13 protein-coding genes and 1 pseudogene are annotated in these 16,034 nt (G+C 40.7%); 8 read left to right on the top strand and 6 right to left on the bottom strand.

Annotated elements, in window-relative coordinates; translation table 11 throughout:
- Nucleotides 1-212: 212 nt before the first annotated feature.
- Nucleotides 213-3,245: an MFS transporter gene (locus V7K73_RS02630; protein WP_334876841.1), complete on the top strand. Its 3,033-nt coding sequence runs from the start codon at nucleotides 213-215 to the stop codon at nucleotides 3,243-3,245.
- A gap of 7 nt (nucleotides 3,246-3,252) precedes the next feature.
- On the opposite strand, the gene radC is transcribed toward V7K73_RS02630, so the two are convergent.
- Both radC and V7K73_RS02620 read right to left on the bottom strand, forming a co-directional pair.
- Nucleotides 3,253-3,984: a RadC family protein gene (gene radC / locus V7K73_RS02625; RefSeq protein ID WP_334876839.1), complete on the bottom strand. Its 732-nt coding sequence runs from the start codon at nucleotides 3,982-3,984 to the stop codon at nucleotides 3,253-3,255.
- 320 nt (nucleotides 3,985-4,304) lie between these two features.
- Complete coding sequence (locus V7K73_RS02620) at nucleotides 4,305-5,243, bottom strand: phosphoribulokinase (RefSeq protein WP_334876909.1); 939 nt, start codon at nucleotides 5,241-5,243, stop codon at nucleotides 4,305-4,307.
- Nucleotides 5,244-5,368: 125 nt separating this feature from the next.
- Between V7K73_RS02620 and V7K73_RS02615 the strand changes: the two genes are divergently transcribed.
- From V7K73_RS02615 to V7K73_RS02600, 4 genes are all read left to right on the top strand, one after another.
- Nucleotides 5,369-5,506, top strand: coding sequence for a hypothetical protein (locus V7K73_RS02615; protein ID WP_334876838.1), 138 nt, complete (start codon nucleotides 5,369-5,371; stop codon nucleotides 5,504-5,506).
- A gap of 54 nt (nucleotides 5,507-5,560) precedes the next feature.
- Nucleotides 5,561-6,223, top strand: coding sequence for a class I SAM-dependent methyltransferase (locus tag V7K73_RS02610; RefSeq protein WP_334876836.1), 663 nt, complete (start codon nucleotides 5,561-5,563; stop codon nucleotides 6,221-6,223).
- Between the two features lie 154 nt (nucleotides 6,224-6,377).
- Nucleotides 6,378-7,748, top strand: a complete 1,371-nt coding sequence (locus tag V7K73_RS02605) for an AAA-like domain-containing protein (protein ID WP_334876834.1) — start codon at nucleotides 6,378-6,380, stop codon at nucleotides 7,746-7,748.
- 61 nt (nucleotides 7,749-7,809) lie between these two features.
- Nucleotides 7,810-9,444, top strand: coding sequence for an AAA-like domain-containing protein (locus V7K73_RS02600; protein ID WP_442936724.1), 1,635 nt, complete (start codon nucleotides 7,810-7,812; stop codon nucleotides 9,442-9,444).
- 215 nt (nucleotides 9,445-9,659) lie between these two features.
- Here V7K73_RS02600 and V7K73_RS02595 read toward each other — a convergent pair whose 3' ends face one another.
- The 3 genes and pseudogenes from V7K73_RS02595 to V7K73_RS29755 all read right to left on the bottom strand — a co-directional run bounded on the left by V7K73_RS02595 (nucleotide 9,660) and on the right by V7K73_RS29755 (nucleotide 10,929).
- Nucleotides 9,660-9,896 carry a type II toxin-antitoxin system HicB family antitoxin gene (locus V7K73_RS02595; protein ID WP_334876832.1) on the bottom strand — a complete coding sequence of 79 codons (237 nt, stop codon included), beginning with the start codon at nucleotides 9,894-9,896 and terminating at the stop codon, nucleotides 9,660-9,662.
- Between the two features lie 152 nt (nucleotides 9,897-10,048).
- Nucleotides 10,049-10,462, bottom strand: a complete 414-nt coding sequence (locus tag V7K73_RS02590; protein ID WP_334876830.1) for a helix-turn-helix domain-containing protein — start codon at nucleotides 10,460-10,462, stop codon at nucleotides 10,049-10,051.
- Nucleotides 10,463-10,640: 178 nt separating this feature from the next.
- Nucleotides 10,641-10,929: pseudogene (locus V7K73_RS29755) on the bottom strand (type II toxin-antitoxin system HigB family toxin).
- Nucleotides 10,930-11,112: 183 nt separating this feature from the next.
- On the opposite strand from V7K73_RS29755, the gene recQ reads away from it, so the two are divergent.
- The 3 genes from recQ (at nucleotide 11,113) to V7K73_RS02565 (ending at nucleotide 15,241) form a co-directional block, all read left to right on the top strand.
- Complete coding sequence (recQ, locus tag V7K73_RS02575; RefSeq protein ID WP_334876826.1) at nucleotides 11,113-13,272, top strand: DNA helicase RecQ; 2,160 nt, start codon at nucleotides 11,113-11,115, stop codon at nucleotides 13,270-13,272.
- A 196-nt stretch (nucleotides 13,273-13,468) separates the two neighbouring features.
- Nucleotides 13,469-14,041 carry a Uma2 family endonuclease gene (locus tag V7K73_RS02570; protein WP_334876824.1) on the top strand — a complete coding sequence of 191 codons (573 nt, stop codon included), beginning with the start codon at nucleotides 13,469-13,471 and terminating at the stop codon, nucleotides 14,039-14,041.
- Nucleotides 14,042-14,053: 12 nt separating this feature from the next.
- Entirely contained in the window at nucleotides 14,054-15,241 is a 1,188-nt protein-coding gene (locus tag V7K73_RS02565) for an MFS transporter (RefSeq protein WP_334876822.1), read from the top strand.
- 249 nt (nucleotides 15,242-15,490) lie between these two features.
- Here the strand turns inward: V7K73_RS02565 and V7K73_RS02560 are convergent, their stop codons facing one another.
- Nucleotides 15,491-15,922 carry an NUDIX hydrolase gene (locus tag V7K73_RS02560; RefSeq protein WP_334876820.1) on the bottom strand — a complete coding sequence of 144 codons (432 nt, stop codon included), beginning with the start codon at nucleotides 15,920-15,922 and terminating at the stop codon, nucleotides 15,491-15,493.
- Nucleotides 15,923-16,034: the final 112 nt, after the last annotated feature.

The following is a 16,034-nucleotide window of genomic DNA, read 5'->3' as shown; positions in this document are numbered from 1 at the left end:
CTGCCCCCTGCCTGACTTTTCACGGGATCTGGAAAACCTCACTTCTATTTCTCTCTCCTTATAGGAGAGAGACTTTGAATTTTCCCACTTAGAGTGTCGGGAAGGGGGCTAGGGGGTTAGGTCAATCTTAGCTTTTCCATATACCGTGAAAAGTCAGGCCCCCTGCCCCCTGCCCCCGCCCCCGCGGTGATACTACCAGAAAATAAAACTGCATGGAACTGAAAAATCACTGGTTGACTGCAAATAAAATTGCTTTACCACGACTACGACTACTACAGTGGGTGAATCTCCGACCAGAGGAGAGCGAACGAACTCAACTTATGTTCTTTTTTTACACAACTGTATGTGTAGGATTGCGGTGGGCAGAGGACAGCACTGTGGCGCTGTTTCTTGATGAATATGGAACTCAGCTACTACCGTGGATGTATATTGCTAGTGCCGTTATGAGTGCAGCACTGGTTTTTTTATACTCTTGGCTACAAAAGATTTTTCCTTTGCGGCGCGTGATTGTAGCGATCGCACCTTGCATGTTAATGCCATTACTATTATTAGTTGTATTACGTTGGGGAGCGCATGTTTCATACCTAGCAGTTATTTCGGCATTTATGCTGCGGCTGTGGGTAGATGCACTTTATGTAGTCAATGACCTCAACACTTCCATCGTCGCCAACCAAATATTTAATATTCGGGAGATTAAACGGACTTACCCACTGGTGAGTAGTGGGCTTTTAGTAGCAGATGTACTCAGTGGCTTTAGTTTGCCTTGGCTAGTGCAATACACCACACTAAATAAGATCATCTTCATCGCCTGTATAGTAATTTTATTAGGATCGGGGATTTTATTCTATTTAACTCATCAATATCGAGCGGCTTTTCCTGAAACCCCACAAAGACTAGTTGCTGAAGAACAAGTTTCACGACAGCGTTTTATTAAAAGTCCCCTGAAGCGATATGTTTGGCAATTGTTTGCTTTTGTCGGTCTGTTACAAGTCATTGGGTTGTTAATAGATTTTCAATATCTACGCGAACTCAAATCTAATTTGAGCGACCGAGAACTCGCCAGCTTCTTAGGTCTTTTTGGTGGGACGTTGGGACTGTGTGAGTTGTTGTTGCAGTGGTTTATTTCCAGCCGGCTCATCGAACGAATGGGGGTATTTTTCACAGCGACGCTTTTACCAATCACCGTCGGCTTTTCACTACCAGGAGTGCTGGTATTATTTTATTTAATTCCCGCGATCCAATCGCAAAGCTTTTTTTGGGGTTTGGTAATTGTCAAATTCTTTGATGAACTGCTGCGCTACACCTTTGTCATGAGTAGCGGCCCCATCCTGTATCAACCGATTCCAGAGGCAATTCGCAGCCGGATGCAGACTTTATCTGGGGGAAGCGCCGAAGCGATCGCTACAGGTTTGACAGGAGCGCTAATTTTTGCAACTATATTGTTTTGTGGACGGTTTGTAGCCGTACCGTTGCAAAAGTGGGTGTTAGTAGCAGAAACAATGCTGATAACTGGCACCTGTTTAAAAGTAGTTTGGGAATTGCGATCGCGCTATGTTGAACTGTTAGTCTTGAGTGTGGCACGGGGTCAATTGAGCGCAACCAATGTCGGCTTACGATTCTTCAAGCAAGGTGTAGTCAAAGCCTTGGGAGAAAAAGGCAGCGAGGCAGATAAACGCTCTTGCATTGAACTTTTAGCCCAAATTGATTCTCTTGGAGCTGCGGAAGTTTTAGCACCTCTGTTAGTCAAGTTAACCCCAGATTTGCAGCGCCAAAGTTTGGAAGTCATGCTGATAGCAGGTGCAAATCCCGCTTATGTATCCGCCATCCGTCCTTTGCTAGAACAATCCCAACAAACTAACTCCGAAGTTTTCGCCTTGGCGCTGCGCTATATTTGGCTGGCTGAACCAAATCCCAATTTAAGCATCTTAGAAGAATACCTGAACCCCCGGCATAACTCACTCATCCGCGCCACCGCCGCCGCTTTAGTCTTACGTCAGGGAACGCCTATGCAAAAGGTAGCAGCTACCCAAACCATGCGCCGGATGTTGACTCATAAGCAAGAACGGGAACGGGTAAATGGAGTTAGAGCGCTTAGAGAAGCAGTTTATTTGCAAGCGTTGCGGATTCACATCCCGAATTTGTTACAAGATGAGTCGTTACGGGTGCGCTGTGCCGTATTAGAAATGATTGCAGCAACCCATTTAGAAGAGTACTATTCGGCACTGATAGCAGCCCTTTATTACAAATCAACCCGCACTACAGCAATGTCAGCTTTAGTGCGATTAGAGAATGAAGCTATAGAGATGCTATTACGGTTAGCTACCAATATTTACAAACCAGAAATGGTGCGAATGTATGCTTGGCGTACTATTGCTCAAATTGGTACTCAAGAAGCATTAGATACTTTATGGGAAAACTTGGAAACATCTTGGGGTACAACTAGGGATTATATTCTTCGCAGCTTACTAAAAATACATAAACAACCCGGAATTACAGGTTTAGCGGATCGATTTTATGAAAGTCGGGTAGAAAATTTAATTGAGCAGGAATTAAAGTTTTTAGGCGAGATTTACGCTGCATATATAGATTTGAAAATATTAGACGAAAAAGAAAATCCTCAATCTAGGGAGAGGATTGTGATTGTCTCTGAATTACTGCAACGCGCCTTTTTAGAATTGGAATTCGATGTCAAAGAGCGGCTGTTACTGCTACTGAAACTGCTTTACTCGCCAGAAAAGATGCAGGCAGCAACATTTAATCTGCGATCGCTCTCAGTGGTAAACTTAGCACGAGGGTTAGAAATCCTAGAGCATACCATAACTTTGCCTTCAAAGTCTTTATTGCTGAATATTTTAGATAACCAACCAGTGCCAGAAAAATTGCAACATCTGGTAGAAGCTAAAATCGTAGAATATGAAAATATGGTAGTTAGCGATCGCCTCCACAGATTGCTGATGTTGGGTAACTTCCTTTCTGACTGGTGTCTAGCCTGCTGTTTTCATTTTGCTCAAGTGACTCGCACGCCACTGACAAGTTCTGAGATATTAGTGAGTTTGCGTCATCCAACCGGCTTTGTTAGAGAAGCTGCGATCGCATACTTAAATATGGTTTCACATCGCGTTATTTTGCAAATCCTCCCCCAGTTACAAAAAGATCCACATCCTTTAGTAGCTGCTCAAGTTAAAGAGTTACTCGAAAAATACCAGGTTAAAAATGAACAGCCCATTGAAAAAGTATCTAGATAGAATTATCTTAATCCCCCTGCGGATGCTCATCCCACAAGGTTGTCAGTTCCCGTAAACTCTGATGATTGCCATTACCCAAAATCAGATGATCTAGTACCGGAATGCCCAAAAGCTGCGCCCCTGCTAACAACTGATGCGTCAATTCTATATCTTCCTGGCTGGGTTCAAGGTTTCCAGAAGGATGGTTGTGGGCAACTATTACCCGCGTTGCACCTTGACGAATAACTTCCCGAAAAATATCACGGGGAGAGGCTAAGGTTTCGGTTGCTGTGCCAATGGTAATTAGTTGCGTACCCAATAAGCGATTTTTAACATCTAATAGCACTACTGCAAAACGTTCTTGTATCTGCCACATCAAATCTTGACTGAGGGTAGCAGCAGCAGCAAGTGGGCTATCAATTAATGTGCCATCATTAGGCCGAGATTGAAAAGCGCGTTTACCCAATTCAATTGCTGCTAAAATACTTGTCGCCTTTGCCGGGCCAACACCAGAAATTTGCATCAACTCAGCAGGGCTAACTTCTCGCATAACTGCCAAAGGATCGCGTTGGTGTTTGCCTAATTCGCTCAAAATATATTGTCCCAAACCCACAGCCGAGAGTTTTCCTGGGCCTTGACCGGTGCCTAGAAGAATTGCGATTAATTCTGCTGTAGCTAAAATTTTGGCACCATGCGTCATTAATCGTTCACGCGGACGCTCATTTGTAGGTATATCGGCAATTCTGAGGCAATAGGTCATAGAAAACTTCGAGAATAGTCATCAAAGATGGAACTATCTTTATTTATCCCTTGTTTGCTCTCAAAATTATCTTTATTTGAGACAATCTTTAATTTTGGTAAGTTCCTATGGGTAATCTTATTTGCAATTTTCAAAGTTTACCGCCGTAGGTATCGGATAATTCCCACGCCAAAGTTCAACTAAGCTGCTAATTGATGCTAGCTTTAATAAAAGAATTTTATATGAGAGCAGCACACGATGTCATCCGCAGCGATCGCTACTGTAGTGAAGATGATGGAGTCTTTTTATATACCTGCACGACTCCCCACTCCCTATCCCATTTATTGATAAATTTGCGTTGCTTTGAGCATGTGGTAGGTAATGATCAACTGAGTCAAAGCCAGGGGGTAACTTTGCAGTGTTTCCCCAGTTGTACCAGCAATTTTACCCAGTTCGGGATTACTTTCGCGATCGCAAATACTTCGTAAATGGGGCATATCAGAACAAATAATATGCTCTAGCTTATTCACCTGGTCTAAGGTTGCATGGCCATCAACTTCTAAGACATCCACAGGCTTACTCATATCCCTGTCTAGCCCCAAGCGGATCGCAGAGTCAGAATTACCATAGGTAGAGTTGATAATCGGGGTAAAATCTGGGTGGGGAATTGTCGGACGTAGTACCAAACGGACATTTAAGTGTCCATTGGTTTCATCATCTTCCCCGGTGGGTGGATAGAAACTAATGACTATATCAGACCATTGTCGTTGCGGACGGATAAACTCTGCTGAGTCTGGTTCGCGTTTTTCTAATTCTGCTAGTACCTGTTCAGATGAGTAGCCGCGCTTTTGCGTGTCTCGCTTAATTTTCCACTTAGTGCGTAGTTCTTCAGGGGGTGCAAGGTAAACTTTAACGTCGTAAGAGTCACGAGCGGCACGAGTAGAATAACCGAGTAATCCCTCAATAATCACGAATTTATTGGGCTTGATATACTGCGGTGGCTCGAATGTGCCGGTTTTATGGCTGTAAACTGGTTTGAGAATCGGTTGTCCTGTACGTAGCAACGACAGGTGTTGCTGCATTATATCTAAGTGGTTGCAGTCAGGGTGGAGAGCGGTGATCCCAATATCTGCACGCTGTTGGCGATCGTAACGGTGATAATCATCTGTGCATATCAGCGTTACATTTTCTGGGCCGAGTACCTGAGCGATTCCTCGCGTTAGTGTTGTTTTCCCAGCAGCGCTGTCGCCTACAATACCAAGAATTATTGGACGGCTCATCATACCTCCCAGAATAAAAACAAGTTTAGTAATAAAATTTCCCTACAATAGTTTTTATTTTAGAAGGGTTTAGGCAAGTAACTCAAACAAAGGGTTGGTATGCAATATCTCTACATATATAAAATGTGTTTGCGATCGCTTTTGGCACAATAATTATCCAAGGCGTTATCATCTTCTTTGAGGTTTGGCACGATCTAAATATCCTGAGCGATCGCTTTGCTTATCATACCGAGTTGCATTTGAAAGATAATTTTGACTTCTAAAAAATTGTCCACGAGTAAAAAAGACTCATTCACAAGTCCCCAATCCCCAATCTTATGACAACTCAAACACTAGGACTCGAACAAAACCTCTATGAGTATTTACTATCAGTCTCTTTGCGAGAACCAGAGATTTTAACCCAACTGAGACAGGAAACAGCCCAGTATCCAATAGGGAGAATGCAGATTGCTCCTGAACAGGGGCAATTTTTGGCGTTATTGGTGCAATTGTTGGGAGCTAAGAAAACTTTGGAAATTGGAGTATTTACAGGTTATAGTTCCCTGGTGGTGGCATTGGCGTTACCGAGGGACGGTAAGGTAGTAGCCTGTGATGTGAGTGATGAATTTACAACGATCGCTCGGCGCTATTGGCAGCAAGCAGGAGTGGCGGATAAAATTCAACTGCACATTGCCCCAGCTTTGGAGACTTTGGATCGGCTACTGACAACCAAAGAAGCGGAAAGCTTTGATTTTGCTTTCATCGATGCAGATAAGAGCAATTATGATGGTTATTATGAGCGATCGCTGCAATTAGTGCGTCCGGGAGGACTGATTGCGATCGATAATGTCCTCTGGTCAGGTAAGGTTGCCGACCCCGAAGTGCAAGATAATAGAACTAAAAAGATTCGTGCCTTTAATCAAAAGCTGCATCAAGACCAGCGAGTTAGTCTTAGTTTAGTAGCGATCGCAGATGGCTTGACTCTGGCACTGAAGAAGTAATGTCTCTAAATCCCCATTTTTCTATTTGTTAGGAACGCAGAATTTTATTTAATTTTGAATTTTGAATTTTGAATTGTTAATCGGTTGTATATTATTACTAGACCAAAGTCGATAAATACCTCTACTAACTGTTTAACCTTTAATATTAATATCCGTGGAAGATATTCTGCAAGCAGTAGAAAGAATTTTGCAAGACAAGCCTCTTGCTTCCATTCAATGCTTTGTACTCTCTCAATCATGGTTGGGCAAAACTTATGATGAAATGGCAGAGGTATCAGGCTACCGCAACAATTACATCAAGGAAGTTGGCTCTGAGTTGTGGCAAGACCTTTCGGTTGCACTTGGAAAAAAAATAACGAAAAAAAATCTACATTTAGCCTTGGAGAAATACCTCCAAGAGAAGATAGGCGATCGGCAGAATCAGAGCCAAGAAAAGTTGGACGAAGAATCTAGCTTAGAAATGTCAAGAGACTTCTCAGCAAGCCAGATCGAATTTCCAAGCGGCCCTGTACCACTAGGTTCTCCTCTTTACATCAATCGCCCTCCCCTAGAAGAACTTGTTTACAACGAGATTTTACACCCTGGTTGCTTAATCAGAATCAAAGCACCTAGAAAAACGGGAAAAAGTTCACTGCTGAACCGGATGATTGCTTATGCTAGAGAGCAAGGTTATCAAATAGTCTATTTGGACTTTCAAGAAGCTGACGAAGATATTTTTGCTTCTCTGGATAAATTTTTGCGTTGGTTTTGTGTCTATGTCAGCAGGCAATTAAATCTCTTTCCCTCTCTAGATGATTTTTGGGATACGGAAATGGGCAGCAAGGTAAGCTGCAAAATCTATTTTGAAGCATATCTGCTGCAATACATTGAGCAAAGTCCTGTAGTTTTGGCTTTGAATGAAGTCCATCGAGTTTTTGAACATCCCAATATTGCCCAAGACTTTCTGCCAATGCTGCGATTTTGGCACGAACAAGCAAAGCAGGATCAAATCTGGCAAAAACTCCGAATGGTGGTAGTTCACACCACAGAAATTTATATTCCACTCAAGCTAAACCAATCGCCTTTCAATGTCGGCATAACAATTACGCTACCGCCGTTTACCCTGAATCAGGTACAGAAATTAGCATTAGCTTACGGGCTAAATTGGGCAGCAGACTCCGAAGGGGCAAAACGCCTTGTACCCTTACAAGCAATGGTAGGAGGACATCCCTATTTGGTGAGCCTTGCGCTTTATCATCTATGTCATGAAGAAATAACATTAGAGATGTTACTAGAAAGCGCACCTACACAAGTAGGAATTTACAGTCAGCATTTACGAGAACTGTTGAGGTTACTGCAAAAAGAACCAGAATTAATGTTAGCTATGGAAAAGGTAATCGCAACAGATGAAAAAGTGGAGCTAGACGCGATCGCTGCTTACAAGCTAGAAAGTATGGGTTTGGTTCAACTAAACGGCAATCAAGCTCACGCAATGTGTGAGTTATACCGATTTTACTTTAGCCAACAACTAAGACGCTCAGGGTAATAATATTTCTAGTAAACTGTTGCAAGATAAATAATCAAACATACTTGTTCTCGTGATTAATATGAATTTTTTCACTTATTTTGATCCAGATTCATTTATTAAAGACGAGAACAAATTTAAAACTTTAAATCAGATGAAGAATTATCGATATCAAGTTGGTGGAACCCTGACAACTGACGCTCCTAGCTATGTTGAGCGCAGAGCAGATGTAGAACTTTACGAAGCCTTGAAGCAGGGGGAATTTTGCTACATCCTCAGCAGTAGGCAAATGGGCAAATCTTCACTTATGGTAAAAACAAAGCATCGCTTTCAACAAGAGGGCTTTAAATGTGCCACCGTTGATATGACTAATATCGGTTGTGAAAATATAACTCCAGAGCAGTGGTATAAGGGAGTTTTAGGTGACCTATGGTTAGGCTTTAAACTGTTAGGAAAAGTCAATTTAAAAACCTGGTGGCAAGAACAAAATGATATTTCTTTAGTTCAGAAACTCAGTCGATTTATTTCGGAAATTCTGTTACCTCAGTTTCCTAACGAAAGGCTATTTATTTTTATTGATGAAATTGATAGTATTCTCAGCCTCAATTTCTCTGTAGATGACTTTTTTAGCTTGATTCGCTTCTGTTATAACCAACGAGCAATTAATCCAGAGTATCATCGGATTACATTTGCAATTTTCGGTGTTGCGACACCTTCAGACTTAATTCGATATCGAAATAATACTACCCCGTTTAATATTGGTAAAGCCATCCAAGTAAATGGATTCACATTTGAAGAATCTCTACCCCTATCTTTGGGACTGAATATTAAAGATAATCATCCCCAGAAAATTTTGAAAGAAGTATTAGCTTGGACAGAAGGACAACCATTTCTTACTCAAAAGCTATGTCGGCTAATTGTCGGTTTATCTCAAAATGATATGGGTAGAAATCTAAAAATCCCCCCTGGCACAGAAGAATTTTGGATAGAAAATGTGGTGCGATCGCAGATAATCGAAAAATGGGAATCACAAGATGAACCAGAGCATTTACGGACAATTCGCGATCGCATCCTTGCAAACGAACAAATTGCTGCCAGATTGCTAGGAATTTATCAACAAATCCTCCAAGGAGTGAAAGTATCAGCCGACGATAGCCGAGAACAGGTAGAACTGTTGCTGTCTGGTTTAGTAATCAAAAAGCAAGGTGTTCTAGAAATCAAAAACCGAATTTATCAAGAAGTTTTCAATTTAGAATGGGTTGGAAAAAAATTAGCTTATTTACGTCCCTACTACGAAGCCTTCAATGCATGGATAGCCTCTAATCAAAAGGATGAATCTCGCCTATTGCGGGGACAAGCCTTAATTGATGCTCAAACTTGGGCAAATGGTAAAAGCTTGAGCAATTTAGATTATCGGTTTTTAGCTGCTAGTGAAGAATTAGATCGGCGAGAAATGCAGCAAGCCTTAGAAGCAGAACGCGCCAAAGAAGTTGAAGCACGACTTGAAGAACAACAAAAAAGGCTGATTCAACAAAAGAAAACTGCTACAATAGTCACACTTTTGCTCGTAGGTATGACAATTAAATTAGTGATTTCTATAGTCTGGGGAGTGTCGCTTTTACGAAAAATTGATGCTTTAAAATCACAGTTAAAATGTACCCAAATAGGGCATCAAGGGAAAGTAATAACTGTAAATCCTCGGTTAGGTAGATGCTGAGGCGAGTTTTAGATTTTAATTTTTGCGAAATTAATTAAAAATTAAATTGGTCAATAGGACTTACGCAAAATGACCAAAAAACGAACCGCAGAGGACGCAGAGAACACAGAGGAATAAGAGTTTGAGAGAGTTTTTGCGTAAGTCCTGGTCAAGATAAAAACCTAAATTTTCGATGACTTTGATAAATTATTTAGCTTTGACACTGGCAAAATTACTCATGCCAAGATACTTAATGGCTTAACAATTAAATCATCTTTAGGAATTGACTGATTATCAGCCCTTAAACTTTCAATATATAATTCAATAGCTTCTGTAATATTCTCAATGGTCTCTTCAAAAGAATCTCCTTGAGAATGACAACCTTTTAGGATTGGACAAAAAGCGTGATAACCTCCATCTGATTCTTTTTCCAGAAGAACTGTGTAATTGTAAATTTGTTTATTGTTGTCCATAATGTTTTCAAATTGTTTGCGATCTACCTACTTTTACTTCAACATGATTTCATGATAAAGGCTTTTAGATTATGTTGGTTAAAGTAGTGCGTAGACGCTTCTTCGGCTTGTCGTTAGACATCGCCTGATATTGTAGCGACAGTCTTAAAAAATTAAAAGTCAAGAGCCGTTACAGAAAGCCCAGAATAATGATCATTAAAAAACTTAGCTAGTGACTCAGCTTGAGATTGGCTAACTTGCCGTTGACCATTAAGCACTTCCCTAACAATCTCAGCACTGCCAAAAACCCCGACTAAAGAAGTTGGCTGCACATCAAACTCATGCATGAGGGATTCTAAAGTAGCCACAGGTTTTGATTTACCCATCGAATAATGAAGTGATTCGTAATTTTCAATCAGAAGAACCAACAACTCAAAAAGCGCAGTTTCAGCCTCTGTCAACTCCCCAGACATCATCCCTTCTACTACTGTTAAGGCTTTGTTATAGTCCTGTTCTGTTTTAATTGGTTTAGGCTGATACTGAATTAGTAAGTCAGTGTAGGTTTGTTGACTAGAAGTAGGGGTCATCTTTCCACCTTTCTTTCTCATATTCAGGATGGGTAAGAACCAGGGCTATTTCATTCTATTTTTACGGCAGTTTTTAGGAATCTTTTTCAGAAAAATAAGAATTTAAACGCGATTTAAGTTGAGAACCGTAATTTTTGCCCTCGCCCTAAATCCCTCTCCCAAGTCTGGGAGAGGGACTTTAAAAACGTGACATTTTAGAATGAAATAGCCCTGGGGTAAGAACGTATTTAATAAAAATTGTCTGACTGGAATATTTAATGTCTACAATCAAACGATAGTTATTACCTTTGATGTTAAATACTGTAAAGTTCCCAACCGCTTCTGCCTTTGGATATCTTTTTTTGAACATCTGCTAAATTAGACCAGTTCGCAATAGATACAAACTTATACCAGTCATTTAGAGCATCTTCAGAATCAGCGTGTTGAACCCAGAATGCCCGCAATTTCACTTTGCTGATTACGTGCATCTCTAAAATGAGAAATTTGTATTAATTATACCATTAATTGAGCTAAAAGTCAGAGCAATAGTGCGTAGGCGTAGCCCGCACGCTCATTAACGCAGCCCTGATCAACACTGGCGGTGATGTGAGTTAAAATCCTGATATCTTCAATAACTACTCACGCAGACAGCCCCGGAAAAAGCGATCGCTATGCTTCAGTACCCCAATCTCGAACAAGCGCTAAAATATCACTTCGGTTACGACAGATTCCGCCCAGGACAACGGCAAATTATCGAAGATGCGCTGCAAAATCGAGATTTATTGATTGTGATGCCTACGGGTGGGGGAAAATCTTTGTGTTTTCAGTTACCTGCATTGATTAAAAAAGGCTTAACGGTGGTGGTGTCGCCGTTAATTGCTTTGATGCAAGATCAAGTGGAAGGACTGCGGAATAATAATATTAACGCCACATTTCTGAATAGTAGTCTGAATCCGTATAAGGTGCGATCGCGGGAAGAAGCCATCCTCACCGGTAAAGTTAGACTGCTTTACGTCGCCCCAGAACGTCTGTTGAGTGAAAGATTTCTCCCATTTCTCGATTTAGTCAAAGAAAAAATTGGCATTGCGGCTTTTGCTATTGACGAAGCCCACTGCGTCTCTGAGTGGGGACACGACTTCCGCCCAGAATACCGTCAGATGAAATCTTTGCGGAAACGCTATCCTGATGTCCCTACCCTCGCCCTTACCGCTACAGCAACCGATCGCGTCCGTGCTGATATTATCCAACAACTAGGGCTAAAGCAACCGAGTATCCACATTGCTAGCTTTAACCGCCAAAACCTTTATTACGAAGTCCGTTCTAAAACCAAGTCGGCGTATGCTGAATTATTAGAACTTATTCGAGAAAATGAAGGTTCAGCAATTATTTATTGCCTAACGCGCAAAAAAGTTGATGAACTTACCTTTAAATTGCAAAATGATAAAATTGCCGCCTTATCTTATCATGCCGGATTAACTGATGAAGAACGCAGCAGCAATCAAACTCGATTTATTCGAGATGATGTGCGCGTCATGGTGGCAACAATTGCCTTTGGAATGGGAATTAATAAGCCAGATGTGCGGTTAGTAATTCATTTTGATTTACCGCGTAATTTAGAAAGTTATTATCAAGAATCAGGTAGGGCGGGAAGGGATAGCGAACCTTCACGTTGTACACTTTTTTTCAGTTTTGGTGATATTAAAACTATTGAATGGAGTATTAACCAAAAAACTGATCCCCAAGAACAGTTGATTGCTAAACAACAACTGCGTCAGGTAATTGATTATGCTGAAGGTACTGTTTGTCGGCGGACAATTCAGTTAGGTTATTTTGGCGAACGTTTTCTTGGTAATTGCGCTAACTGCGATAATTGCCGTCATCCCAAACCCATGCAAGACTGGACAATTGAAGCCATGAAGTTTTTATCTTGTGTGGCGCGTTGTAAAGAAAGATTTGGGATGCTGCACATTATTGATGTGTTGCGGGGTGCAAAAAAAGACAAAATTATCCAGTACGAACACGATAAACTTTCTACTTATGGTATTGGTAAAGATAGAACTGTAGATGAATGGCGAATGTTGGCGCGATCGCTATTACATCAAGGGTTGCTAGAACAGACTAGCGATGGTTACTCAGTTTTGAAACTTAACCCCCTTAGTTGGGAAGTGATGCGGCGACAGCGTACAGTTTCCCTTGTTGTTCCCGTAGCACAAAAGGTTACTTGGGAAGAAGGGAGTGAGAAGGCTGTTGAAGCAGAGATATTAATGCAGAGGTTGCGATCGCTCCGTAAACAACTTGCTGACGATCAATCTGTACCACCTTACGTTGTCTTTCAGGATTCTACCTTAAAATTGATGGCACAGGTACAACCTACAACACTAATCGAATTTGGTAAACTTTCCGGCGTAGGTAGTCACAAACTTGCCCAATATGGCGATAAATTCCTCGCAGAAATTCGCGCTTACCGCCAAGAAAAAGGTTTGGTAGATCCACCCCAAGTTAGTTTTACACCCTCAGTTAGCTTACCTTCCGACACAGAAATATTCACATTCCAATTACATAAACAAGGTTTGAGTGTTAATGAAATTGCTCAAAAACGCAACATTCGCCCCACAACAATTATTCGCCATTTGGCAGATTTGATTGAGAAAAATCAGCCTGTAGACATAAATCAGTTAGTACCTCTTGAACATCAACAAAAAATTTGGCAAGTTTTAGAAGTGCTTGGTGATATTTCTTTAACGCCAATTCGAGAACAACTAGGCGAAAGCTACACTTTTGATGAAATTCGCTTAGTTCGGGGTAAGTGGCGGCGCGAAAATCGTAAGTGATGATTAAATTTTAGAAGATGTTTTCAAAGTATTGGGCGAATATAATTCGCTAAGATAAAATCAAGGTTTTAAACCCACGGAGGTGGGTTTTGTCTGTATAGCCGCGATTTCTAATCGCCAAGGCTAGTATTAATTGAGACTTTACAAACATCCTTTTATGATTAAAATACAAGAGTAAGATTAAAGGAGTTAGCCGATGAGTCAGATGCTAACAGCAGGAATACGCTGGACAATTCACGATATAGAACTCTTTGCAGAAAATGAAGGGACACGCTACGAGATAGTTGATGGAGAATTATTTGTGAGTAGGGCATCTCACTTTAAACATCAGCAAACTTGTGGTAGGATTTTCGGACAGCTTAACATTTGGTCAGAGTCTACTGGTTTAGGAGAAGCTGCGATCAACCCAGGCGTTTTGTTTTCAGAATCAGATAATGTAATTCCTGATGTAGTTTGGGGTACTAAAGAAACCTTGGCGATAACATTGGATGAAGCGGGACATTTAACTGGCGCACCAGATTTAATAGTAGAAGTCTTGTCTCTTAGCAAGTCAGACGAAAGACGGGATAAAGAAGCTAAACTTAAACTTTATTCTTCCAGAGGAGTAAAAGAATATTGGATTGCTGATTGGCGATCGCGTAAACTAGAGGTCTACCGGCGCGAAGAAAATCAACTTAAATTGGTAGAAACTCTATTTAGTAGCGATAATATAATTTCTCCCCTATTACCTGGTTTTAGCTGTACTGTAAACCAGTTTTTTCCTGCATAAATTTTAAGTTTAATGGAAAAAAAAATCTCAAGTAACGCATTAACTAAAGTCCAGGTACTGATTATGGCGATCGCATCTGGTGTCTGTGTTGCTAACGTTTATTATAATCAGCCAATCCTCAAAGATATTGCATCATCTTTTCGAGTCAGTGAAGGCGAAGCGGGTAGCATATCTGTGCTTACGCAACTTGGTTACGGTTTTGGGGTTTTCTTTTTAATCCCCTTGGGCGATAAAATCAATAAGAGAAAATTAATTCTTTCCTTACTAATATGTTTGTTTTGTTTGTTGATATTCATGACGTTTTCACAAAACATCATTGAAGTTTGGATATTGAGCGTAGCAATTGGGATTGCGACAGTCTCTGCTCAGGTTATTCTTCCTTTAGCAGCAAGTATAGATAGAGTAACTACAGGTCAAACTGTAGGCAATATTTTTACTGGTATATTGATTGGAATTTTAGGAGCAAGGGTTTTTAGTGGATATATTGCTGAATGGTTGAGTTGGCGTTATGTATATGGATTTTCGGCAGGAATGATTTTAATTGTTATTATCTTGCTAAATATATATTTGCCTAGTGTCGAAAATGAATTTGATGGTTATTATTTGGAATTATTAAAATCAACACTTTACCAATTAAAACGTTTTGCATTATTAAGAGAAACGTCTTTAATTGGCGGTTTATTGTTTGGTGTATTTTGCTCCTTTTGGACAACACTAACTTTCCATTTAAGCGGAGCGCCTTTTAATTTTCAATCGGACACAATTGGGATGTATGGCTTTGTGGCGATCGCAGGTGCATTGATGGCACCAGTTTTTGGTAAACTAGCCGATCAAGGTAACTCCCAACGTTCCTTGACTCTTGCTGTATCGCTCGTGATTGTAAGTTTAGTAATTGCTAAAATTGCTTCTAATTCAGCACTCTTCGTCGCACTTGCTGTATTATTACTAGATGTAGGTGTACAGGCAACCCAAGTTACTAATGTCGCAAGAATATATACTCTTGATGCTCAATCGAATAGCCGCATCAACACAGTTTACATGACTACCTATTTTATCGGCGGTTCTATAGGTACTAGCATTGGTCTATTATGCTGGAATTTTGGTGGCTGGAATTTGGTGACTTGGCAAATGTTATTTTTTACTTTGCTCGCATTTTTTATTATCGTTAGACCTAAAAGAACTAGAGCAACAAATAATTAATAATAAATAACAATTCACGCATTCAAACATTTTAGACATTACATAAGGGGATTTAAACAATTAAATATAAAACCTCACCCTGCCTCCGGCTTCCCTCTCCGAACTCACGGAGAGGGATTGAGGGTGAGGTTTATTATATGTTTAATTACCTCTACCTACTTATATCAGTCCTAAATCATTTGTGATATTATATATCTCTTTTTTCTTTCTTCCCTTTGCGCCGCAAAGCGTACTTTGCGGTTCGTCTCTCTACCCCAACCTGGGACGTATCCCATAATGCCGATATCGCCAATAATCCCGCAAAATGCGATCGTGGTCAAAACATAAATTACCAGGTACACGCCAATACTCAAAAACTCCTACACCCTTAGCATCATCCCCAGCCACAGGTTCACCCGTAGCTGTCGCCAAAAACACAATACTAATGGTATGCTGACGCGGATCGCGATCGGGGTCAGAATACACCAGTAATTGTTGAACTAACTCCACCTGCAAACCCGTTTCTTCTTCAGCTTCTCGTCGCGCCGCCACTTCTACCGCTTCGCCATAATCTACAAAACCACCAGGAATAGCCCAACCTAAGGGTAGATTATGTCTTTCAATTAACACTATTGGCCGATGAGGTCGATCTACTAGTTCAATGATGATATCAACTGTTGGTGTAGGATTTCGGTAAGTCATAGTTATTAGTCATTGGTCATTAGTCATTTGTGATTAGTTACAACTAAAGACAAAGGACAATCAAAATGAGTTTACTTGATTTCCTCTGCAAATACTGTGCCGTGATAAATTC

Origin of the sequence: Nostoc sp. (assembly GCF_036916975.1) — a bacterium.
Classification (GTDB): Bacteria; Cyanobacteriota; Cyanobacteriia; order Cyanobacteriales; family Nostocaceae; genus Nostoc.
This window is presented reverse-complemented; position numbering and strand designations above follow the sequence as displayed.

What these genes read in the sequence shown, in the direction of transcription:
- V7K73_RS02570 (WP_334876824.1), top strand. Translation starts at nt 13,469, where the DNA reads ATGAGTCAGATGCTAACAGCAGGAATACGCTGGACAATTCACGATATA.
- recQ (WP_334876826.1), top strand. Translation starts at nt 11,113, where the DNA reads ATGCTTCAGTACCCCAATCTCGAACAAGCGCTAAAATATCACTTCGGT.
- V7K73_RS02600 (WP_442936724.1), top strand. Translation starts at nt 7,810, where the DNA reads ATGAATTTTTTCACTTATTTTGATCCAGATTCATTTATTAAAGACGAG.
- V7K73_RS02610 (WP_334876836.1), top strand. Translation starts at nt 5,561, where the DNA reads ATGACAACTCAAACACTAGGACTCGAACAAAACCTCTATGAGTATTTA.
- V7K73_RS02630 (WP_334876841.1), top strand. Translation starts at nt 213, where the DNA reads ATGGAACTGAAAAATCACTGGTTGACTGCAAATAAAATTGCTTTACCA.
- V7K73_RS02595 (WP_334876832.1), bottom strand. Translation starts at nt 9,896, where the DNA reads ATGGACAACAATAAACAAATTTACAATTACACAGTTCTTCTGGAAAAA.
- V7K73_RS02560 (WP_334876820.1), bottom strand. Translation starts at nt 15,922, where the DNA reads ATGACTTACCGAAATCCTACACCAACAGTTGATATCATCATTGAACTA.
- radC (WP_334876839.1), bottom strand. Translation starts at nt 3,984, where the DNA reads ATGACCTATTGCCTCAGAATTGCCGATATACCTACAAATGAGCGTCCG.
- V7K73_RS02620 (WP_334876909.1), bottom strand. Translation starts at nt 5,243, where the DNA reads ATGAGCCGTCCAATAATTCTTGGTATTGTAGGCGACAGCGCTGCTGGG.
- V7K73_RS02590 (WP_334876830.1), bottom strand. Translation starts at nt 10,462, where the DNA reads ATGACCCCTACTTCTAGTCAACAAACCTACACTGACTTACTAATTCAG.
- V7K73_RS02565 (WP_334876822.1), top strand. Translation starts at nt 14,054, where the DNA reads ATGGAAAAAAAAATCTCAAGTAACGCATTAACTAAAGTCCAGGTACTG.